A 20,620-nucleotide genomic window follows, 5' to 3' on the forward strand; every position below is an offset into this window, starting at 1 on the left:
AGTGGCGCGCGCCGGGGGTGCGCCGTCGCGTGTCTGGGATTGACACGCTCCAAATGCCTTTCGCGGTATCGCCTGGTCCAACCAGCGGAGCGCACTTTGGAGCGAACCCGGCGCATCACCGGGGTGGACGGCTTTCACTGCCGTACCGCACCTCCGACCCGACCAGCGAGCACAGCTTCCGATGCCGACCTTCGCGCGCGAGCGAAGCGGCTCGCGGGTCCTGACGCCCCGGCCCACACGTACGAGGGATCTTCGTCGCTGGGACCTCCCGGACAAAGGCAGGCGGGGTAGGGCCTTAATGCGCCTGACCAGGTGCAACAGACCCCAGCGAAGGGAAGAGCAGACATGGCCAGCGTGGGTGACGACCTGAAGAATCTGGTGGGCGACGGAGAGGGGAACGAGAGTACCGAGGAGTGGTCGGTCGCCGATATCCAGGCCGCGTCCAAGTTCCTGAGCTGGCTGGCCGGCGAAACCGGTGACGAGAGCGGCACTCAGGTGGTCACCACGCAGCTGATCCTTGACAAGCTCAGCAAGGATGGCCCTCAGATCGTCAGCACCACGGGGGGGTTCGGACTTCCGGGACTTCCTGCGGGCGGCGGCTCTAACGGCTCGGACGGACTCACCCGTGGCGCCCAGCACACCATGGACAAGTACAACGCCGCGGTGAAGAACGCTCCCTTCGAGCAGGGCGTTCAGACTGTCTTCAACACCGTCGGGAAGGTGCTGAAGGGCATCGGCAGCACGATCCTGTCGACCGGCTACAGCTCCGTCTGAGAAACCACCTTCGCACCCCGCCCGCAGGCCTTGCAGAAGATGCGCGGACGGGGCCCGTCGTGCCTGTCGTCAACCGATCGTTTGACGACAGGCTGGCGGCGCGGCCAATGAATCCGTGCAATCCGGGGGTTCGCGGCGGCTCGAATCCGATCAGATCCGATGGTGATTGCTGACAGGGTTTGACGACAAATAGGGTCCGATCCTCCGTACGGAAGGGGCCCCTCGGTGGCGAACCTGGTCTACAAGCGGGTCTCGACCGACCAGCAGTCCACCGCCCGGCAGAACCTCGTCCTGGACGAGGCCGGGATCGAGGACGCGGTCGTCTTCGAGGAGGACCCGGGGACCTCCAGCCGCCTCCACCCCCTCCAGCGGCCGAAGTTTCCGCGCGCTCCTCGACTACGCGCGGCCGGGCGACACCGTGCACATCTCTGAGAGGTTCCGCCTCGTCCGCGGCACCGGCCACATCCTCGACGTGCTCGACTTCCTCCACCGCGACCAGGTAGCCCTGCGCATCCACGACGGCGCGTTCTCCGCGATGGATCTCACCGCTCGCCACCCGCGTACCGGCGAGCTGCTGTCCACCGTGAAGTTCATGGTGCAGACCCTCGCTGCCGCCGGCGAACTCCAACGCGATCTCCAGCGCGAGCTGACCTACGACGGACTGCGCGCCGCCGAGGCCAAGGGCAACAAGGGCGGACGCCGCCCCGCCGTGGCGGTCGCGAAGACCGACACCGTCCGCACCGCATACCTGGAGGGCCGCTCGATCGCCGCCCTCGCCCGCGACCACGGCGTCAGCCGCGGTGCGATCCGCACCGCCGTCGCCGATCTCCTGCCCGAGCACACGGCCGGCGAGGAGGACATAGCTGCCCTGGAGTTGCCGGTCACCCTCGACATGCCGGGCAAGGTCGCCGACTACCTTCGCGCCACCGAGCTGGAGCCCGCCGAGCGGGTCGCGCTCGACCAGGGGGCAACCGTACGGCGGGGCCAGGGCTACACCCTGCGCGTGACCGCTGCCCCCGCCGTGCACCGTCAGCTCCTGGCCCGCTGCCAGCCGCTTGACGGCGGCCACGGCGTTCCAGCGGTCCCGGCCCAGCGCAAGGCCCGCCGAGAGTACGAAATCCGTGTCAGCACGCTCGCAGCGATCGGACCATGATCGTTCTCAGCGTCAATCTCTGTACCGATGTTCCCCGAGGCTGGCGTTGGACATTCCTCTGCCTGTCAATGCTGGATCGGAGGCAGTGTTGAGGCGTTTGAGCGTATGAGGCAGGGTGTCAAGGACGTCGTCGATCAGTCCGTAGTTCCTGGCTTCTTCGGGGGTGAGCCAACGGTCGTCGGTGAAGTCCTTGGTTACCTGGTCCGTATGGCGGTGGGTGTGCCGGGCGATGAGTTCCGCGATGCGGTGCCGCGTGTAGTGAAGTTCCTCGGCCTGGTTCTCCGCGTCACCGGGGAAGGCGAAGGGTGCGAAGGAGGGCAGGTGCAGCATCAGTCTGGTGTTGGGCAGGGCGAACCGCCTGCCGGGGGCGCCGGCGGAGAGGAGGAACTGGGCCATGGAGGCGCAGTAGCCGAGGCCAATGGTGACCACATCGTTTCTGATGTGGTGCATGGTGTCGTAGATCGCCAGCCCGGCAGGAACCGATCCCCCTGGGGAGTTGATGTAGAGGGTGACGGGGGCGTCGGTTTCGGCGGCCAGAAGCAGCATCTGGGCGGTGATGCGGTCGGCGGTGTCACTGTTGATCGTCGTGCCGATGTGGAGGATCCGGTGGCGCAGCAACCGCTGGACGATGGGGTCGGCATGATCGCGGGTGGCTGCTGTGGGGGAGGAGCGGGGCATGGCGCCTTTCTGCGTTCTCGCGGGCTACGGCCGTCGCCGAATCCGCCGCCCGGCACATGGCAGGAGAGCGAGCGGATCCGGTCCGGCGGCACGCGGTCACCACCTGTACCGTCACGGTTGACTATTGGGTGGCGGCCAGGCCCCGTGTGGCTCTCGGCGGGCGTGCTGCTGTGAGGGCGGTCACGCCCGCCGGAGACCTTGACGGTGGGGCTGATCGCCCGAAGACGGCGCTACCTCCGCTGGCTGGGCAGTGGGAGATGGCCGCGCCGGGTGGGCGGCGTGCTGCTAGGCGAAGGACTGGCCGGCCCCTGGGCGGGCGGGATGGCCCGTTGCTTTCGGCCGGGTCGGTCCCCCGCGCTCGCTTCCTGCCTTCGCAGAGGGCGACCGCCTGCGGGTGACGCTAACCCTGCTTGTTCTTCTCGGCCAGTCTCTTAGCGGCACTAGCGGCCGCGCCCGCCGTCCCCCCACCGAGGGCGTTTCCGATCGCGTTGACCGCCGAAACAAGCCCGTCATACCAGGCCATCTCGATCTGCGGGAGTTCCGCTTCCCATACGCCGAGGGGCTTGGTGGCGTCGTCCAGGGCGCCTGTGACACCGCCGGCCGCCTTGGTGCCGCCATCGAGCAGAGCGGCTACCTCCTTCGGTGCCGTCGACTTGACGAGCTGCCCGATGTCGATCTTCTGCCCGCCGGGTGCGGGCTCCTGGCAGGCCTTTGCCAGGGCTTCCCTGACCTTGTTCTCCGAGCCCTCCTTGAGCCCCTGGACGAGCGCTTCCAGCTGCTCGAGGGCCCCGGACGTGACTGTGCTGATCATGCATACCTCTTCCTAGCGAAGCGGACTCTTTGCGAACAAAACATCATTTGTTCGACATGGAAGTCGTTTCACGCGCAGAGTCGCCCACCAGGCGTCGCCCTCCCTAACCATCCAAAAGTGCGAAGCAGTCGTACTGCACCTGTACCAGCACTGTCGTTGCCTTGCCCCGTCGGTTGCCTGGACTTCACTGACAGTTATGAGGGTCGGGGCTTCCGTGGCTGGGCGTGGAAGCATGCCCGAGGGACCGGTGGGGTCTGACCGCAGCTTCATGTACACCCGCTGGTTAACTCACCGGCTGACGGCCGTCGTGTCCGCCAAGTGGGGCGAGACCGTATTCGACGGCAGCAGCGGATCACCACACTCCCGGCAGTTCCGCCTGGCCGCCCCACCAGACGCCACACACCAGTTCATCCAGCCGTACAGACATCACGGCCCAAGTTCAAAAACACCTACTGACGGAGCACCCTATGGCCGACCGTGATCAATCTCATCGATAACCGCTGTACCGGTGTTCCCCGAGGCCGTGGAAGCACTCCTCGATCGCCCAGCGGCTGCCCGCGACACGGATGAGTTCGTCGAGGGTGGTATCGGCGGGGCAGTAGGAGATCTGGTCCGGCCGGCTCACGCTTCGGCGGGCGATCACCCAGTGCCGGCGGTCCTCTCGATGCCAGGGCCGGACCTCCACGCGTGCCCAGTCATAGACCCGCGGGCCGTGGGCGCCGTTCCCGCAGGAACGACGCTTCCACTTCTGCCGGGGCAGACCGTTGAACAGGTCGTGAACGGGGTGGTCCATGGCCCAGCGGGAGACGACGGTGTCATGCCGGGTGGTCGCCATGACATGGAAGACATCCGCCCGCTCCAGCTCCGAGCGCCAGCCCTTGGAGAAGCCGTAGGCGGCGTCCGCGGTCACCCACCGGAACGGAATCCTCGCCGCGATCGCCCGGCGGACCATCGCCTTGGCGATCACCACCTTCGTCTCGAAGACGACCGTGTCCTCGATGCCCGCGGCCCGGCATCGCTCTCGGTCATCGGTCCATGACGTGGGCAGATACAAGCGGCGGTCGATCAGCGTGCGGCCCCGCATCCCGGCGTAGGCAAGGAAGACACCGACCTGACAGTTCTCCGTGCGGCCCGCCGTTCCCGAGTATTGGCGCTGGACGCCCGCGGACCGGACGCCCTTCTTCAGGAACCCGGTGTCGTCCACGATCAGTACCGCCTCAGGGTCACCGAGATGCTCGACGACGTAGTCGCGGACGTCGTCGAGGACTTCATCAGCGTCCCAGTCGCACCGGTTCAGCAGCCGGTGCATGCGGTCGGGCGCCGCATGTCCTGCCTCCTCGGCAAGCGTCCAGCCGTTCTTCCGCTCCAGCGGAGATATCAGGCCTCGCATATACGCCAGGGCGGACTCACGCGGCTCCGACCGGGCAAACCGGTGCACGAACCGCTCATGCACCTCACCCAGACCCGCCGCCCACACCCTCACATCACCAAGTACCCCACCCATAACCAGACCAACGACCACCCTGGCAACCAGTCACGCCAAACGCCGTTGCAGTACTAGGGTCCGTCTTCAAATGATCGTTTGATGATGGATCATGTTTCCGTGATACGTCGTCATGAACTGACTGATGCCGAGTGGGAGTTGCTGGCCCCGCTGATACCGAAGGCCGACAGAGGCCGACCTCGGGCGGAGGACCGCCGGGTCATCAACGGGATGGTCCACAAGATCCGGACCGGCGTTTCCTGGCGTGACCTGCCGGAACGTTACGGCTCGTGGAAGTCGGTCTATACCCGCTTCCGCCGCTATGCCATCGACGGCGTGTTCACCCGGGCCCTGCAACAGATCCAGGCCCGGGCCGATGCAACTGGCGACATCGACTGGCTGGTCCAGATCGACTCCACCATCGTCCGCGCCCACCAACACGCCGCCGCCACCGGCCGAAAAGGGGGAAACACCGGACGGACGAACCGGACGATCACGCCCTCGGCCGATCCCGCGGAGGCCTGACGACCAAAATTCATCTCGCCTGCGATGGCCGCGGCCGGCCCTTGGCCGTACTGCTGACTCCCGGCCAACGACACGACGGCATCTGCGCACGCCCGCTCCTCGAACGCATCCGAGTGCCCCGCACCGGCCTGGGCCGGCCCCGCTGCCGACCGGAACACGTCATCGCCGACAAGGCCTACAGCTCGCGCGACTTCCGCTCCTACCTGCGCAGACGCGGTATCGGACACACGATCCCGGAGAAGAGCGACCAGAAACGACACCGCCGGAACCGAGGCCGCCGAGGTGGCCGACCGACAGGCTTCGACAGCGAGATCTACCGCCGCCGCAACACCGTCGAACGCTGCTTCAACCAGCTCAAAGGCTTCCGAGGCATCGCCACCCGCTACGAGAAGACCGCCACCTCATACGAAGCAGCAGTCACCCTCGCATCACTCCTGCTCTGGGCAAGATCACTTTGAAGACGGACCGTAGGCCGTTTCGTTTGGATCACGGAGTGCGACTGCATCAAGATGCCGCGCCACCGATCGCGGCCAGGTCACACGATCTGACACGTGCGTGGCTCACCGAGGTGATCCAGATGGCCGAGGCTGTCGTAAAGAGCTGGCGACGACCGATGAGTTCCTCCGTGATCCACAGTCATAGATCATGATTGGTGCACCGCAGCCACGAGGGTGGCCGAAGCGTGCGCCGGCCGCACCCGTTGAGCTCCAGACACGAGACACTGAGGAACCGAGATGCGTACCCTGATCAGCTCCGCGTTCATATCGCTCGACGGCGTCGTAGAGGCCCCCGGCGGCGAGCCCGGGTACCGGAACTCCGGCTGGACCTTCAAGGACGTGGAGTTCCTGCCCGAGGCCTTCGAGATCAAGGGCCGGGAACAGAAGGAGGCCTCCGCGATGCTGCTGGGCCGCACGAGCTACGAGGCGTTCAGCCCAGTCTGGCCCGCCATGGAGGACTTCGCCGACTACAAGGTGATGCCGAAGTACGTCGTCTCCACTAGCCTCTCCGAGGACGACCTGGTGTCGGACTGGGGCGACACCACGATCCTGCGCTCGCTCGACGAGGTCGCCGCACTGAAGGAGACCGAGGGCGGCCCGATCATCGTCCACGGCAGCGCCACCCTGAACCGGGCGCTCTCCGACGCCGGCCTGATCGACCGCTACCACCTGCTCGTCTTCCCGCTGCTGCTCGGTGCGGGCAAGCGGCTCTTCAGCGCCACGGACAAGGACGCGCAGAAGCTGAAGCTCGTCGAGCACGCGGCCTACGCCAACGGCCTTCAGCTGAACGTCTTCGACGTCGTCCGCTGACAAGGCGCCCGCGCTCGCCCGGCCGTCACGGCACTCGTCCTGGTCGGAGCGTGATGGCTCACCTCGCGGACCACAGGAAAATGGCCGCTACATGGAGCCCGGCCAGGTAAATAACTGCGGTCTTTTCGTAGCGGGTGGCAACGCCGCGCCACTGCTTCAGGCGATTTATGCGCCGCTCGACCGTGTTGCGCTGTTTGTATGCCTCACGGTCGACGGTGGGCGGCCTGCCACCACGGCGACCGCGACGCAGTCGGTGGCCCCTCTGATCCGCAGGGACAGATCACCGCGCGTATACCACGCCTACGCAGGTGCTCGCGGATGGCGCGCGATGAGTACGCCTTGTCGGCCAAGACCATGTCTGGCCGGGTTCGGGGCCGTCCGCGTCGACGTGGGACACGTAAGCGTGCCATTACGTCCGCGAAAGCTGGTGCGTCACCGGCGTGTCCCGCAGTGAGGACGAATGCCAGAGGGCGGCAGTTGCCGTCGGCTGCAAGATGAACCTTCGTGGTCAGCCCGCCACGGGACCGGCCGATGGCATGGTCGTCCGGCTCACCGACCGCCCCTTTTTACGGGCCCCGGCAGCGTGCTGGTGAGCGCGCACGACTGTGGAGTCCACCCAAACGACCCTGATCAGGTCTTCGTCAGCGTCGGCATCAGCCATCAGCGCGGCGAACACTCGCTCCCAGGTGCCGTCCATAGCCCACATCCGCAGCCTGTTGTAGACGCCCCTCCAGTTGCCGTACTGCCCAGGCAGATAAACCCATTGCGACCCCGTCTGAAACTTCCAGGCGATCGCATCGATCACTTCCCGGTGATCCCGCCACCGCCCACCCCGCTTCGGTGTCCGGGTGGGTAGCAGCGGCTCGATTCGCGCCCACTGCGCGTCAGTCAACGGTACATCTGGGCCAACGATCAGATGATCCAAACGAAACGGCCTAGTCGCTGCGCGACGACTACCCCTTGCCCTTAGGCCCGTGCGCCTCTTCCGGCCCGACCCGCGCGTCTTCCTTCACAGCCTGGCGCGGTTGCCCGAGGTTCGGCGGGCGTGGTTGCGCGGGCTTCACGGGCGGGCTCGGGCGGTCTCCTGACCTAGGCGACGTTCGGGTTGGCCGGCTGTTCTGAGCCCGCCGTCACCCGGCGGCCCTTGCCGCGCTTGACGAGGACCACTGTCTTCATGGTGACCCCCGGGTAGTTCGGGGTGTAGTACGCGCCCGTCCAGTAGTCGTGGAAGGAGGCCACCGTGCCGATCGTGTACGTCATCGGGTTCGCGGACGTCTGGCCGCTTCCGGCGAAGGCCTCCATCGTCACCGTGTCCTGGCCGTCCATGCCCACCACCGCTGCGGCGTGGTACTGCGACATGATCTGCTCCCCGGGGTTCATGGCGAGCATCAGGTAGGACTGTCCCACCACCGGGCTGGCGTCGCGGTCCGTCGCCCCCTGGAAGTCGCCTGCGCGGTCGCGGTTCTGCTCGTCCGACATGCCGAAGGCCTTGAGCCCGGCGCTCGTACGGACGTTGCTGTTCGCGCCGTCGGCCAGCTCTCCGACGGCGTTGTGCATGATCTCCTCCGCCGTGTGGAGGCAGTCGTCCAGGATGTTCCGCGCCAGCTCGTGCTCCTGGTACAGCTCCGTGCCGCCGAAGAGGGCCTGCTGCGCCGTGCTCGTCGGGCGCAGGGCCGGGGAGTAGGACCCCGCGGGCCCGCTGACGCGGATCCAGATCGACGTGGCGTCGTCGCTCGGGACGGCGAAGACGCCGTTCGCCGAGACCGTCATGTGCTGCTGGTTCGGGCCGGCCTGTGCCGCCCAGCGCTGGACCGACTCCTGGGCCGCCCCCTGGTCGGCCCGGCCCGCCTCCTGTGCGTGCTGCTCGGTCCTCGGCGCCGCCCCGCTCATGGCGCGGCGCGCGTTGCTCTCCGCCTCCCGCTCGAAGCGGTCGGAGGGGTCGGAGACCCGCAGGCCCGCTCCGTTGTCCGTACCCGCCACGGGGCCCTGGCGCTGCTGGATCACGTGGGTGAGTTCGTGGGCGAGCGTGAGCTTGTCGGCGCCGCCCTCCCCGATCACCACGTGGTTCCCACTGGTGTACGCCCGAGCGCCCACCTCGGCCGCCGATGCCTTCGCCGCGCTGTCGTCGTGGATGCGGACGTCGGAGAAGTCGGCGCCCAGCCGGCTCTCCATGTCCGCGCGCGTGCTGCCGTCCAGCGGCCTGCCGCCGGCCCGCACCACGTCGTGGACGGCCGAGCGCTGGACCGGCGCCTCCTCCGCCTCGTGGCCGCACCCCGCACCGTGCCGGTGCTGCTGTTTCAGACGCTGGACGACCACCGCGTTCCCCACCGTCGCCTGCAGCCCGAGGAGCCCGGAGGCCTGTGCGGGTGGTGCGGTGACCGGCCTGCGGACCGTCGACCGGGCGTCCTCGGTGGCGTTCGACCTGGCCTTCGCGTGGTCCTGCACTGGCGCTTCCTTCGTCGGAGAATCGGAGCCGTACGTGATGCCTGTGTCCTGCGTACGTCTCGCGTACGTCCTTGTCCTGGATACACCGGGCGACTCCGCGGACGCCAGGTACCCGAGGGCAGACTCGACCGGCCGTGAGGGCAGTCTCAGTTCCTCCTGAAGAACTCGACCTCCGCCAGCGCCACATGACGGCCCGGGGTGAGCCCCGCCGCCTCACGGATCACCAGCCGCACCGACACCACGTCGCTGTCCCCCGTCTGGATCGTCTGCGGGCCCGGCTTGTCGGCGAGGGTGAGCCCCTTCGTCCGTACGGTGCCCTTCGCCGGCCGTCACCACCAGGTCGAGTTCGCGGGTGTCCTTCTTGAACTGCTTGTCGTTGGTTACGGTTGCTCCCGAGCCCCCGCGGCCGCGCCCGGACACCCGTGGACAGGTGCGAAGTTCTCGGCGACGTGGGGGAGCCGCGACGTCCTCGACACGACCCTCGTCCGCCCCGCCCTGGTCGCCGAGGTCAGCGCGGATCGCGCTATCGACCGCGGCGGCGTCTTCCGCCACCCGCTCCGGTTCCAGCGGCTGCGTCTGGACGTGACCACGGAGGATGTTCCGCGGTTCGGGGCGGGACCGTCCGCCGCGGCCGGTTGATCGCCCGAACATCCTTCGTCCACCACAGGATTCCGGCGACTTTTCGGGGTTGGTGCTGTCCTTCCGGCAGTGAGAGCGCCGAAGGGTTGCGGTCGGGCCACTGGGGTTCTGACCTCGGAAGGACACAGGTTCATGAAGAAGATCACCCGCTGGTACACCCGGCGTGGACGGATACGCGAAGCCGTTCCGCAGTTCCGAGCCGCCGGGCTCCGTGGTCGCGGCGGCCTGCGCGACTGCGGTGCCGGTACGGGTTGCCTTCACTCGCCGCGTCCGGATCGATGGGAGCATGGCAGAGTCACGCGATCCCGCTGAGAAAAAGCCCAAAACGCACTTCCCCGGTATGGCCGAGCGGCTGCAGAAAGAACTCTCCGCGATCGCGCCGGGCAGCGCCCGGATCGAGGTGGCCGCGCCGTCTGAGCACGGCTACGGAGCCCGGGCCGGCGGCTCGGCCCTGTCCTGTCAGGACTCCTTCCACGACACGTGGATCACCCCCGAGCATTACGCCGAACAAGGGCCCGCCGTCATCGACGGGACCTGAGGGGCGTTCTGCGGGGCTTCATCAGGTTTTTTGGGTCGGTGCCTGGTGCGGGCGGCACCGACCAGGGCAGGGCGAACAGGCCGGGTCGGGCTCGGTGAGGATGCCGCCCACACGTATGAGCTTGGCGCGGAGTCTTTCCCCGGCCTGTTCGAAAGCGGCGAGGACCTCGCGGTAAGCCGGGCAGCAGCGGCTCGGGAGGCGGGGTACCGTCCTCGGCCGCCAGCTTTAGCACGATCTCCCGCATGTCGTAGTCGCCCTCGTGACCCCTGACCGGCGGGTGCTGCCCCTTCCAGTCGGTGAGCAGGATCGGGCGGGCACGCCCGCACCGGGGTCAGCGCTGGCGGTCGCCCGGCGCAAGCAGGCTGGTGACCAGGCCACCGCCACCCTCGACCGCCTCCTGCACCACTGCGACGTGATCTCCACCAACGGCCCCAGCTACCGGCTCAAGAACCGGATCGCTGCCATCGAGCGAGGCCAGGAAAGCGCAGCCTAATAGTTCATGTGGTCGACAATGAGCGCATGGATGTCCCCGAGCTGCTCGAATCAGCTTCCCTGCTGATTCCCGAAGAGACCGCCACTGAGCACGACATCACGGTGCGAGACACATCTGGGACTACCTCGTCCACGACGAGTGGGAGATCGCCCTGGGCCTGCTGGAGGAACTCGGGGACGGTCGCTCGCTCCCGCTGGCGTTTTGGGAGAAGCTCGCCGAAGCGGCTGAGCAGCTCCGGCTTGAGCGGAGCGCGGCCTGGTGCCATTGGCGGTGCTCCGAGATCCGCAACGGCGTCATCCGGGCGGATCTGACACCCGTCCTGCCGCCGAGGCGCGACGCACGGCGCCAATCTCGGGCGCCGGTGCTCTGCGACCCATATGGGACATCGGACGCCTCTCGCCCACCGGTGGACGTGCGGTCAGCATCGCCTCGCTTTGGGTTGAGAACATGCCGATTCTGAGCCCGGCGGGCGAACCACGGTTCGCCTCGTGCCCCTCACTCCCTCCCACTGGACGCATCTCCAGCCCGGCCAGCAGATCGCCATGCACGAGGACCGAACCGTGGCCGGCACCGCAGTTATCCTGGAGGTTCATCGCCCTGCCACCGCCATGCCCGCGGGATGACGTTACTGGCTCACAGCCTCCCTGCGGGTGCACGTATCTCCGTACTTGGTGGAGCACTCACAGGAGTACGCCGACACTTGGTGCCGTTTGACCAGTGCTCTCATCGACAGCCGTTCGACAGCCGCCGCGCGCTCTGCACCGTCCGCAGCTGAGGAGCGATGTCTCGGTGTTGTGGGTATGGAGATTGCTGACGCGGTGCGCCACAACGGAGGCAAGCTGGTCTGGAAGGTCGACGCCCCATGCGCTGGGCGTAGGGCGTGATCTTCGAGCTGTCTGGTGTCGACCACTCCACTGCCGCGGCGGGGTGCTGTGCCAGTGCTCTCCCAAGCGACTGCATCCTTTGGCCTACTGTGTTTTCGGCCCTGTGGAGGACGATCTTGCGGCACCGCCGCGAGAGGGTTGATCCGTGCGAACAACCATCGGATACACCGTCGAAAGCATCGGCTACGTCGTAGGAGCCCAGGGGCTTGTCAGCTTCGCTTCGCAGACCTTCTTCGGCACGGAGTGGGGCTGGATGCACAAGGTCGTCGACCTTCCGTCCACCGCTTACCTCGGCATCGTCGTCGTGGGGCTGGCGCTCATCGTCGGCGGCGTGAAGACGCGGAAGGCGCCCGAGCGCCAGGAGGTCGCCTGACCGGGGGGGCCTTTCAGCCCGCGACTCCCATTTCCGTGTCGTAGCGGTCGAAGCCCGCAGGCCGCCCGCCGCGTGACCCGCGCTTACAGCGGGTGGCCTTGTTGTGGCTCTGCTCCGGGCCGTCGCCAACTTGTCATAGAGCCGGTAGAGGGTGGCCCGGCCCCCAGTGCGATCACCCGCGCGCCTAGCTGATGCTCCGGCACCCAGTGGCTGGCCGTTCTGGGCACCAACGGCAAGAACTACCTGGCCAAGCGCACGGGGTTCGACGAGTTCGAAACCAAGCACATCTGGTCCTGGGGCAATGTCGAGGGGCCCACCATGACCACCGCCACCGGCCTGTGGGTGGCTGGCTGCAGCGGCACAGGCGAGATCAAGTTCCTCAAGCGCGGCAGCAGTGACAGCGACTGGAGCTCGATCCCCGGTGGCCCCACAGGTGCCATCCACGGCGAGGTCGCACTCGCCCACCACGACCAGGCGCTGTTTGCGATGTACCGCCGGGCCTCTTGAATCCTGCACCCGTCGGGGCCCGATCCATCCGGACGGGTCCCAGCGGGCGGGACACAGCCCGCACATTCTGGGCGGCGCAACACCTTCTGCTATCTAACTTGATCTTTAACCTGTGCGGCGGGGTCGTGGGGTGGTGGACTTCTTGGCCCGGGACGTGGTGGTGCCCGTTTTGCGGGGTGTGTGGGCGTCGTGGCGTGGGGTGGGGCGGGTGTTCTTCCGTCCGGGAGGCCGTCCGGGTCCGGGGCGTGTGGGTTTCGGTGCTCGGGCTGGGCAGACGAGCGTGGGGCGGAGGTGCCGGAAGTCGCGGCGGACACGGGCCGGGGTGAGCCTGTCCGAGGAGACGGGCCTCTCCCATGGGCGACGCCGGTCGGCGGTGTGTGGCCGGGCCAGTCGCAGTTGGGTGTAGGCCGCGAGGATCAGCCAGGTCCAGCGGTCCGCCGCCTCGGGGGTGCGGATCTTCGGGCAGGTCCAGCCGAGGGTCTGCTTGAACAGGCGGAAGGTGTGCTCGATGTCGAAACGACGCAGGTACGCCTGCCAGAGCCGGTCTGTGTCCGCTGCGTCTGCGTCGGTGCCCGACCACCATAGCCAGACCGGCTTCGGGGTGGCCCCGCTTGGCAGATGGTCGATGTCCAGGCGGATCACGGTCCCCTCGACGATCGGGAGAGTGCCGTCGGCCGTGGCCCAGGAAGAACGGTGGGTGAGCTTGGGGTGGAGCCGGTCCCAGGACCGGGCGGTGGCGGTGCCGTAGAGGCGTGTGTCGGTGACCGTTTCGGTGTCCGGGGTGCCCCAGGTGTCGGGCTGCCCGAAGACGAACTCGCCGCCGTGCCGGGGCGGCCGGCCCATGGTGTGGGGCTGCCGCTGCGGTGCGGGCCGGCGCAGGACGCGGTCCGACCGCACCCTGGCCGGGACCTGAACGGGCAGGTCCCGCAGGAGGTGGGCCAGGCGGGGTGCGTCGTATCCGGCGTCCGCGATGACGAGGATGTCCGGGTCGCCGGTCTGCCACTGGCCTGCGGTGATCAGCCGCTCGATCAGTGCGCGCAGCTGCCGGGCGGTGACGGTGGCGGTGTCGTCCCCGGGTGCCAGACGCAGAGCGTCCAGCGGGGCGGTCCACGAGCTGCGGCCCGGCTCCAGCGCGCAGACGACCGAGTACGGCCACCCGGGAACGGGAATGTGCTGGTCCTTGCCCCGGCCGTAGGTGTGACACAGGATCCGCTGCGGTGAGGTGTGGGCGTCCGGCCGCAGCCAGCAGGTGACATCGACGGCCAGGACCAGTCGCCCGTCGGCCGCCCGCGGCAGCGGCACCGAGGCCAGAGCCTGCCGCATCCGATCCGCGTCGATGCGGCCCTGGGCGAGCGGCGTAGAGCCCTCCGTGTCCACGGCGGTGTTCGCCCACGAGCGACAGCTCAGCCAGCGACCTCACCGGCCCGTCACCGCACAGAACCGCGTCCGCCAGCTCGAACAGAGCATCCGAACGAGCGGTGAGACAGGAATAGAACTCGCCCCGGAAGCGTGGCAGTTCGGCCAGCGGCTCTCGCCGGGCATCGTGATGCAGCAGACTCATCCTCACGGCCTTCGTGCTGGACGTGTGTGTTCCTTGGTCGGAGCACATGTTCAGACGAAGGCCGCTTCCGTGTACGGCGGTTACCAAACCGAGTGATCAAGTACGACGCATCGTTCGACGGCACACGTTAAAGATCAAGCTAAGGGCTGTCCCGTAACTGCTGCTTGCCACAGGCGCTGCGCCTTTCCCCGTGGTGGGATCCCATGAGCGCGGGGACGTTGTCAGTGGGCGAGGGCACACTGACTTGCATGATCACCTCTTCATCCACTACAGACGATGCCTCCGGCCACTCCTTTGTCTGGGTGGAGTCGATGGGCGGCCCTCTGATCGTCGTCCCCGTCTCCGCCCTGGCCTCCTGGGGCGGGTGTACGGAGGGTGGTCTTATGGCGGGAGACGCCACCGCCCCCAGACGACTACGACCGGGCCTGCGCGGTGGACGATCTGGCCGGTGTGATCCCCATCGACGAAAACGGTACGCAGGCACTGGTGCTGGCGGACGAGCCGGCGACCAGCTGCTATCTGCCCCAGTACCGGGCGTTCCTGCGGTGGCGCGCCGCCGAAACCGAGGCCGGACTGAGAGCCGCGGCAGACACTGTCCTCGCAGACCCGGCCACGGTGTGGGAGGAGTGCGGCACCTGGGTGTCGGACGGTCCGGCGGTGCTCATGGACTCCGCCGAAGCAGGTTCCGACTTGGGCATCGAGTACCCCGACGGTGGGATGCCCGCCGAGGCACCGGTCCCACTGCCCGCCGGCCGCTGGAGGGTCCGCGCCACGCAGACCAAGGTGGACGAGGAGAACTGGGTCGGCCTGGTCCAGCTCCTGCCCGCCGAATTCTGAACGTACGTGGCTACGAGGTGTCATGGACTACTGCCTTGCCCGCGACCTGCCCACTCTTTCCGGTATCCCGGGCACAGTATCGGCCGCCGAGGCCCCGCCCCCACGCCCGTGCTCCCCCTGCTCGCGGCTGTCGCCCCGCCCCAAACTAAACGGTCCGCGCCGCCGCCAGTCGCTGCGACCGGCCCGATCGAAGCTGACGAGGAGGAACTCGCCAGCCTGCCGATAACGGCAGGCTGACTTGGTGCCGCGGCTGCCGCCGAGTCAGGAATGATCGAGGGATGAGCAAGAGGCGCAGGAACAGGCCGGTGTCCCGGCAGGCGCTGGATGGGCCGCAGGAGGGTCACCGAGGAGCAGCTGCGGAACCTATTCGGCGAGGGAGGCCGGCACCCGTACGCGGAACGTATCGTGGCCGACCGTCTTGCCGCGGGTGACTCACCGAAGGTGGCCCGGCGGGCCGGGGCACTGGGGCGTCGGTTGACAGTCCCACCGGCCTCGACTTCGTCCTACGGCCGCAGCCGATGATCTACCCTCTGTGGGCGCTGGGGGATGAGGAGACCCGGCTGGTGATCGAGGCCGCGCACGAGTTTCAGAAGATGCAGGGTCCTCGTCGGCCGAAGTCCGCACCGAACGCGACCGTGCCGTGACAGCGTCCGGTCGGCGAGGGTGGCGCAGATGGCAGCCCGGACGGGCATTCCCCGCTTGTCAGCTGAAGACGCCTGGGTCGGGTGCCCATCAGGGCGCCCGGCCGGAGGAGCACTGCCAACCAACAGGTCCCCGCGCTCCTGGGTGTGCTAGACAGGTAGTAATCAAAGGGGTATTTTGCAGCAGCTCAAGCTCGGAATCATGTCGCAGACCCGCAAAGAGAACGAGCACCGTCTGCCGATCCACCCGGCGCACTTCGAACGCATCGACGTCGACCTTCAGCCCAGCATCTATCTGCAGACTGGTTACGGAGAGCACTTCGGTGTTTCGGACCGTCAGCTTGCACCGGGGGTTGCCGGTTTCCGCTCTCGCGAGGAGCTGATCGCAGAGTGTGACGTCATCCTGCTGGCCAAACCGTTGCACGAAGATCTGGCGGACTTGCGGGACGGGCAGGTGCTGTGGGGGTGGCCGCACTGCGTGCAGGACGAGAAGGTCACGCAGGCCGCCATCGACCGCAGGCTCACCGTGATCGCCTTCGAGGCGATGAACCACTGGACCCGGGAGGGTGGATTCAGTCTGCACGTTTTCCACAAGAACAACGAGCTGGCCGGCTACTCGTCGGTGCTGCATGCCATGCAGCTGACCGGGGCGACCGGTGACTACGGGCGTCGGCGGCGTGCGGTTGTGATCGGCTTCGGCGCCACCGCCCGCGGCGCGGTAACCGCGCTCAGCGCGCTGGGCGTTCACGACGTGGACGTGCTGACTGCCCGCGGCATCGCCGCCGTCAGCTCACCGATCCACTCGGCACGGATCGTGCACTTCGACCACGACGTGGCCGACGACACCCTCGACCCTCGGCGCAGCATCGCGCTCACTGAGGACGGCCCGGAGCCGCTGGCCGAGTTCCTCGCCGGGCACGACATCATCGTCAACTGCGTGCTCCAGGACACCGCGGCGCCGCTGATGTTCCTGATAGAGGAGGACCTGCCGAAGCTCGCGCCCAACACCCTCGTCATCGACGTCTCCTGCGACGAGGGCATGGGTTTCGCCTGGGCTCGGCCTACCACCTTCAAGGCGCCGATGTTCACCGTCGGCGACCACGTCCACTACTACGCCGTGGACCACAGCCCCTCCTACCTGTGGGATGCGGCCACCTGGGAGAACAGCGAGGCGCTGATCCCGTTCCTGCGGCCGGTCCTCGAAGGGCCGGCCGGCTGGGACGGTGACCGCACGATTCGCCGAGCGATCGAGATCCGCGGCGGCACCGTCCAGAACCCCGCGATCCTCGCCTTCCAGCACCGCGCCGAACAGTACCCGCACGCGCTGCTCTGAACCGCCGCCACATGGTCGACGGCGTACCCGCGCCGGGTACACCGTCGACCAGAAGCCCCGGCCGTCCGTCAGCCGTGGCTCGTACGTCCCCAACTTCCCGGCCCAGAGCCGCACCCGACCCGGACCAGCAGCCACCAGCCGACCCCGACACGCCGCACCTGCCGCTGGAGGAGCGGGAGCGGGACACCCCGCGCGTCCCGCTGCGCTACGACAGGGACGCTGATCCAAGACCGCCTCCCCGACCTCGTCGCCGCCGCCAAGCAGCTCCCGGCCGGCCTGGTTCTCGACGGTGAGCTCGTCGTCTGGGACACGGCAGCGGGCCGGTTGTCGTTCGAGGGGCTGCAACGCCGCACCGCCGCCCGTGGCCGCGCCGCTGCGAGCTCGCCGCGTCGCTGCCCGCCTTCTTCATCGCCTTCGACATCCTCCAAGAGAGCGGTGTCGAGTTGCTGCGCCATCCCTATCGGCAGCGCCGACTCCGGTTGGAAGCCCTCTTCGCCACCCACCGACTCAAGACTCCATGGACGTTGTGCCCGATGACCACGAATTTGATCAAGGCCCAGAAATGGCTGGAGTCCGGGACCGACGTCCCCGGTCTCGAAGGCATCGTGGTCAAAGCCATGAACCAGCCCTACCACCCGGGGTACAGGGGCTGGGGCAAACTGAGGCGGCGGGACACCATCGAAGCGATCGTCGGCGCGATCACTGGAACCCTGCTTCGACCACAGCTCCTCCTCCTGGGGCGCCACGACGCACACGACCGTCTCCGCCCCCTCGGCCGCACGGCACCCCTACGTCCCGAAGCGGCCTGCCTCGTCGCCGGGAACATCACCGCCGCCAGCCTCGGGCACCCCTGGACCGGCATGCGGTTCACCTCCGGGTCGGGCAGCCGCGACGTTACTGACTTCGGCCCTTCAAGGTGACGTTGGGTCGTCGAGGGTGAGGCCGGTGCCGGCTATGAAGCCGTCGAGGGTGTGGGGCCGGTATTGGAGGCGTTTGAGGCGGTTGCGGACGAGGGTTTCGAGTCGGTCGAGGGCCATGACGGCGAGGTTGGCGAGGCTGCGTTTGACGTGTGCCCACACCCGCTCAACGGGGTTGAGGTCGGGTGAGTAGGCGGGCAGCAGGAACACTGTCAGCCACTCGCGCTCGGCGACGAGGTCGTGCATCTTGCGGGAGACGTGGGTGTTCAGGCGGTCCCAGACCAGCACGATCGGTGCTCTGACCAGCTGGTGGGCGCCGTCGACGAGCGCGATGAAGTCCCGCTCGCCCATGCTGCGACGTGTTCCCTTGCCTGCGGGGTGGGTCCGCAGGCGGTGACACAGCCGGGTCCGGGAGCCCGGCCTCATCACGATCAGCCCGGCCACCGAAAGCCGTCCCGAGCGTCGGCCGCTGACGGTCACGACCGAGGTGATGCCGCGTCGGCCCCAGGTCCGTCCCCGGGGCGGCCTGCGGGTGAACCCGGCTTCGTCCTCGAAGCAGACGTAGCCCCCGCAGGCCGCCCGAGCCCTTTTACCTCAGCCCAGGTCGCCTCCCGCCACACAGTCACAGCCTGCTCGTCGCGCTCAGCGACCCGCCGCGCGGGCACCTGCGGGCTGAACCCGAGCCGGTGCATCAGCCTCGTGGCACCCGAGACGCTGTAGGAGACGTGGAACTTTCTGCCGATCAGCGTGGCCACCCGCGATGCGGTCCACACCTGGTCCTCCACCCACCCGTGCGCGGCCGGACCCTGCTCCAGATAGACGGCCAGCTTCTCCAGACACCGCGGGGACAACCGGCACCGCGACCCGCCCGGGCCGCCGGAGGCCAGAGCCTTCACACCGCCGTCCCGCCACAACTGATGCCACTGATAGGCCGAGTTCCGGCTCACCCTCAGCTGCCGGGCGACCTCCGGCGGCTTGATCCTCTGCTCGAACAACTCGGCCGCCTGCCTCCGTACCGTCTCCCGGCGCCGACGTCCCTCAGCGGTCAACCCGCCCCCATCCGCATACCTCACACACCACGGAATGCAGCCAACACCCCAGCCCCGTCAGATACTCCGCGAAGAATCACCCTGGCGAGCCGAAGTCAGTAGGGTCCACCCGGCGGGACTCCGGGAGGAGAACCAGAATGGATGACCCCACGGATGTTGCAGTACGTGATCGGAGAACAGAGGCAACAACCGCTCCGGCTGCGCCGGCCGGATCGCTTGTTGCCAGAGGAATCGTGCTGGTCAGGAGCCGAGCGCTGTTGGCCGTTGCCAGAGTGTTGCTCTGCAACACTGGTCGGTCTTCAGCAACGATGCGCGAGCTTCGCGCTTTCGGCTCGGCTGAGCACCTCCCACTCAGCCACGACGGTCACCGCCCGGGGGCGGGAGCACAGCTCCTGTCCCCGGGTCCAGGCCACCGCGGCCGCTGATCCGGTCCGGACCGTGCGGCCGCCACTTGGTGGAGGCTGCCGCCGCAGCGAGCTGATTTGGGTGGAGGGCTTTGCGGGCCGTAGTGACGCCCCGCAGGTGCTCGCCGACCGGCTCGTCCGGCGCTTGGACGAGCAGCTGCGCGCCGGTGGTCCGATCACCGATCCGGTGGGCTGGCTGCTGGCCCGGGGACTGCCCCAACGCCAGCAGTGCGGCGACGCCCGGTGTGACGACCGGATCCTGCTCGACTCCGGCCGGGACTGCCCGCGCTGGGAGGACCGGCAGACCGACCGCCGCGCCCAGCGCAGCGCGGTCACGGCCGCCGGCAGCTGCACGAGCGGGCGACCGCAATCCGCTAGCTGTTCACCACCCGGACGGCGAGAATCGTCCAATGCCTCTCATGGATCCTTCCGAAGCCCTCACGAGCTGCGAACGGTCGCTGCGGGAACTGCTTACCGTCTCGCTACGCGACAAGTTCGGCGCCAACTGGCTCCAGGAGGTCTTCACCCCCGAGGACCTGGCCCGGCTCCTTGCAAAGCAGGAGGTGGAGGTCAAGCGCCGCACCAAGCGAGGTGCGGCCGCCGTATCAGCAAGCTTGATCACCTATGCCGAGTTCACTCAGCTGACCCGACTCGTGGACAGGCATTGGGACTCCCTCAACGGAGCCCTGGGGGCCAAGAAGGAGATCACGGTCCTTCTAGACCGCATCGAGGCTGTGCGCAACGCTGTCGCGCACAGCCGGGAACTCCTGCCGTGCGAGCAGGAACTGATGAGCGCCATCGCCGGGGAGATCAGGAACCGAGTGACCATCCACATCAGCGGCCAGGACGCCTCCGGCGAATACTTTCCCCGCGTCGAAATCGTGCGCGACAGCTTCGGCCACAGCACCGAGACAGCTGACTCGGTGCAAGATCAGATGTTCAGTGTGCAGACCGCCGTGACTCTGCGCCGCCGGCGACGGGGGCCGTGCGCACCTACACGCCGCTCGGTGCCCGGGCCGCCGACGGCCAGCCCGTCCACCTGCCGAGCAGTCGGCCGGCCGGGACGATGGTCGCCTGGACCGGTCCCGCCGACGCGGAGCAGTTCGAGCTGACCGACGGAGAACTGCCGGACGGCACGTACGCGGCGGACCGAACGGCGCTGTACCGGCGCCGCTAGGCTCTGTCGTCAAAGTGATCTTGAATTGTGGATCATGGTGTCGTGATACGCCGCCATGAACTGTCCGATGCCGAGTGGGAACTCGTGCAAC

The 20,620-nt window shown here is 67.9% G+C and carries 18 protein-coding genes and 5 pseudogenes; 16 read left to right on the forward strand and 7 right to left on the reverse strand.

Annotation, left to right across the window (positions count from 1 at the left end; genetic code table 11):
- The first annotated feature begins 345 nt into the window (after positions 1 to 345).
- From ACWGH1_RS28510 to ACWGH1_RS28520, 3 genes are all read left to right on the forward strand, one after another.
- A complete protein-coding gene (locus ACWGH1_RS28510; protein WP_453353917.1) occupies positions 346 to 774 on the forward strand; it encodes a hypothetical protein in 429 nt (142 codons plus the stop codon).
- Positions 775 to 999: 225 nt separating this feature from the next.
- Positions 1,000 to 1,206, forward strand: a complete 207-nt coding sequence (locus ACWGH1_RS28515; protein WP_453353918.1) for a hypothetical protein — start codon at positions 1,000 to 1,002, stop codon at positions 1,204 to 1,206.
- Positions 1,193 to 1,927 carry a recombinase family protein gene (locus ACWGH1_RS28520; RefSeq protein ID WP_453353919.1) on the forward strand — a complete coding sequence of 245 codons (735 nt, stop codon included), beginning with the start codon at positions 1,193 to 1,195 and terminating at the stop codon, positions 1,925 to 1,927. Before ACWGH1_RS28515 ends, ACWGH1_RS28520 begins: the two co-directional genes overlap by 14 nt.
- A gap of 12 nt (positions 1,928 to 1,939) precedes the next feature.
- On the opposite strand, the gene ACWGH1_RS28525 is transcribed toward ACWGH1_RS28520, so the two are convergent.
- The 3 genes and pseudogenes from ACWGH1_RS28525 to ACWGH1_RS28535 form a co-directional block, all read right to left on the reverse strand.
- Entirely contained in the window at positions 1,940 to 2,605 is a 666-nt protein-coding gene (locus ACWGH1_RS28525) for a ClpP family protease (RefSeq protein ID WP_453353920.1), read from the reverse strand.
- A 400-nt stretch (positions 2,606 to 3,005) separates the two neighbouring features.
- On the reverse strand, positions 3,006 to 3,416 hold the full coding sequence (locus tag ACWGH1_RS28530; protein WP_453353921.1) for a hypothetical protein: 411 nt from the start codon (positions 3,414 to 3,416) through the stop codon (positions 3,006 to 3,008).
- 493 nt (positions 3,417 to 3,909) lie between these two features.
- A pseudogene (locus ACWGH1_RS28535) lies at positions 3,910 to 4,920 on the reverse strand (IS701 family transposase); the annotation flags it as partial.
- Between the two features lie 102 nt (positions 4,921 to 5,022).
- Between ACWGH1_RS28535 and ACWGH1_RS28540 the strand changes: the two are divergent.
- Together ACWGH1_RS28540 and ACWGH1_RS28545 are read left to right on the forward strand one after the other, a co-directional pair.
- Positions 5,023 to 5,882 (forward strand): IS5 family transposase gene (locus ACWGH1_RS28540; protein ID WP_453409128.1). Its coding sequence is split into 2 segments (ribosomal slippage): positions 5,023 to 5,368 and positions 5,368 to 5,882, totalling 861 coding nucleotides; the frame shifts between segments, so codons are not numbered across the junction.
- Positions 5,883 to 6,158: 276 nt separating this feature from the next.
- Positions 6,159 to 6,731, forward strand: coding sequence for a dihydrofolate reductase family protein (locus tag ACWGH1_RS28545; RefSeq protein WP_453353272.1), 573 nt, complete (start codon positions 6,159 to 6,161; stop codon positions 6,729 to 6,731).
- Between the two features lie 58 nt (positions 6,732 to 6,789).
- On the opposite strand, the pseudogene ACWGH1_RS28550 reads toward ACWGH1_RS28545, so the two are convergent.
- Positions 6,790 to 7,623: pseudogene (locus ACWGH1_RS28550) on the reverse strand (IS5 family transposase).
- 197 nt (positions 7,624 to 7,820) lie between these two features.
- Entirely contained in the window at positions 7,821 to 9,176 is a 1,356-nt protein-coding gene (locus ACWGH1_RS28555) for an eCIS core domain-containing protein (RefSeq protein ID WP_453353271.1), read from the reverse strand.
- Between the two features lie 198 nt (positions 9,177 to 9,374).
- On the opposite strand from ACWGH1_RS28555, the gene ACWGH1_RS28560 reads away from it, so the two are divergent.
- The 6 genes and pseudogenes from ACWGH1_RS28560 to ACWGH1_RS28585 all read left to right on the forward strand — a co-directional run bounded on the left by ACWGH1_RS28560 (position 9,375) and on the right by ACWGH1_RS28585 (position 12,610).
- Positions 9,375 to 9,815 (forward strand): hypothetical protein, encoded by a 441-nt coding sequence (locus ACWGH1_RS28560; protein WP_453353270.1) that lies wholly within the window; start codon positions 9,375 to 9,377, stop codon positions 9,813 to 9,815.
- A gap of 286 nt (positions 9,816 to 10,101) precedes the next feature.
- Positions 10,102 to 10,353, forward strand: a complete 252-nt coding sequence (locus ACWGH1_RS28565; RefSeq protein WP_453353269.1) for a hypothetical protein — start codon at positions 10,102 to 10,104, stop codon at positions 10,351 to 10,353.
- A 364-nt stretch (positions 10,354 to 10,717) separates the two neighbouring features.
- Positions 10,718 to 10,846, forward strand: a pseudogene (locus tag ACWGH1_RS28570) (ATP-binding protein); the annotation flags it as partial.
- A gap of 26 nt (positions 10,847 to 10,872) precedes the next feature.
- A pseudogene (locus ACWGH1_RS28575) lies at positions 10,873 to 11,469 on the forward strand (hypothetical protein).
- 406 nt (positions 11,470 to 11,875) lie between these two features.
- Complete coding sequence (locus tag ACWGH1_RS28580) at positions 11,876 to 12,103, forward strand: hypothetical protein (RefSeq protein WP_453353268.1); 228 nt, start codon at positions 11,876 to 11,878, stop codon at positions 12,101 to 12,103.
- A gap of 318 nt (positions 12,104 to 12,421) precedes the next feature.
- Positions 12,422 to 12,610, forward strand: coding sequence for a hypothetical protein (locus tag ACWGH1_RS28585; RefSeq protein WP_453353267.1), 189 nt, complete (start codon positions 12,422 to 12,424; stop codon positions 12,608 to 12,610).
- A gap of 105 nt (positions 12,611 to 12,715) precedes the next feature.
- Here the strand turns inward: ACWGH1_RS28585 and ACWGH1_RS28590 are convergent.
- Positions 12,716 to 14,171, reverse strand: a pseudogene (locus tag ACWGH1_RS28590) (NF041680 family putative transposase).
- Positions 14,172 to 14,546: 375 nt separating this feature from the next.
- On the opposite strand from ACWGH1_RS28590, the gene ACWGH1_RS28595 reads away from it, so the two are divergent.
- From ACWGH1_RS28595 to ACWGH1_RS28610, 4 genes are all read left to right on the forward strand, one after another.
- Positions 14,547 to 15,008 (forward strand): Imm21 family immunity protein, encoded by a 462-nt coding sequence (locus tag ACWGH1_RS28595; protein WP_453353266.1) that lies wholly within the window; start codon positions 14,547 to 14,549, stop codon positions 15,006 to 15,008.
- A 518-nt stretch (positions 15,009 to 15,526) separates the two neighbouring features.
- Positions 15,527 to 15,652, forward strand: coding sequence for a hypothetical protein (locus ACWGH1_RS28600; RefSeq protein ID WP_389666207.1), 126 nt, complete (start codon positions 15,527 to 15,529; stop codon positions 15,650 to 15,652).
- A 175-nt stretch (positions 15,653 to 15,827) separates the two neighbouring features.
- Complete coding sequence (locus ACWGH1_RS28605; protein WP_453353265.1) at positions 15,828 to 16,982, forward strand: N(5)-(carboxyethyl)ornithine synthase; 1,155 nt, start codon at positions 15,828 to 15,830, stop codon at positions 16,980 to 16,982.
- Between the two features lie 419 nt (positions 16,983 to 17,401).
- The gene (locus ACWGH1_RS28610) at positions 17,402 to 17,902 is read left to right on the forward strand and encodes an ATP-dependent DNA ligase (RefSeq protein WP_453409129.1); all 501 of its coding nucleotides are present in this window, start codon (positions 17,402 to 17,404) and stop codon (positions 17,900 to 17,902) included.
- On the opposite strand, the gene ACWGH1_RS28615 is transcribed toward ACWGH1_RS28610, so the two are convergent.
- A protein-coding gene (locus ACWGH1_RS28615; RefSeq protein WP_453352219.1) for an IS630 family transposase occupies positions 17,894 to 18,972 on the reverse strand; the annotation gives its coding sequence in 2 pieces (ribosomal slippage) (positions 17,894 to 18,471 and positions 18,471 to 18,972; 1,080 coding nt in all). The two genes, ACWGH1_RS28610 and ACWGH1_RS28615, sit on opposite strands and share 9 nt — an antisense overlap.
- A gap of 799 nt (positions 18,973 to 19,771) precedes the next feature.
- Between ACWGH1_RS28615 and ACWGH1_RS28620 the strand changes: the two genes are divergently transcribed.
- The gene (locus tag ACWGH1_RS28620; protein ID WP_453352218.1) at positions 19,772 to 20,464 is read left to right on the forward strand and encodes a hypothetical protein; all 693 of its coding nucleotides are present in this window, start codon (positions 19,772 to 19,774) and stop codon (positions 20,462 to 20,464) included.
- The last annotated feature ends 156 nt before the right edge of the window (positions 20,465 to 20,620 follow it).

The sequence above is a fragment of the Streptomyces sp. NPDC054883 genome, assembly GCF_053610645.1.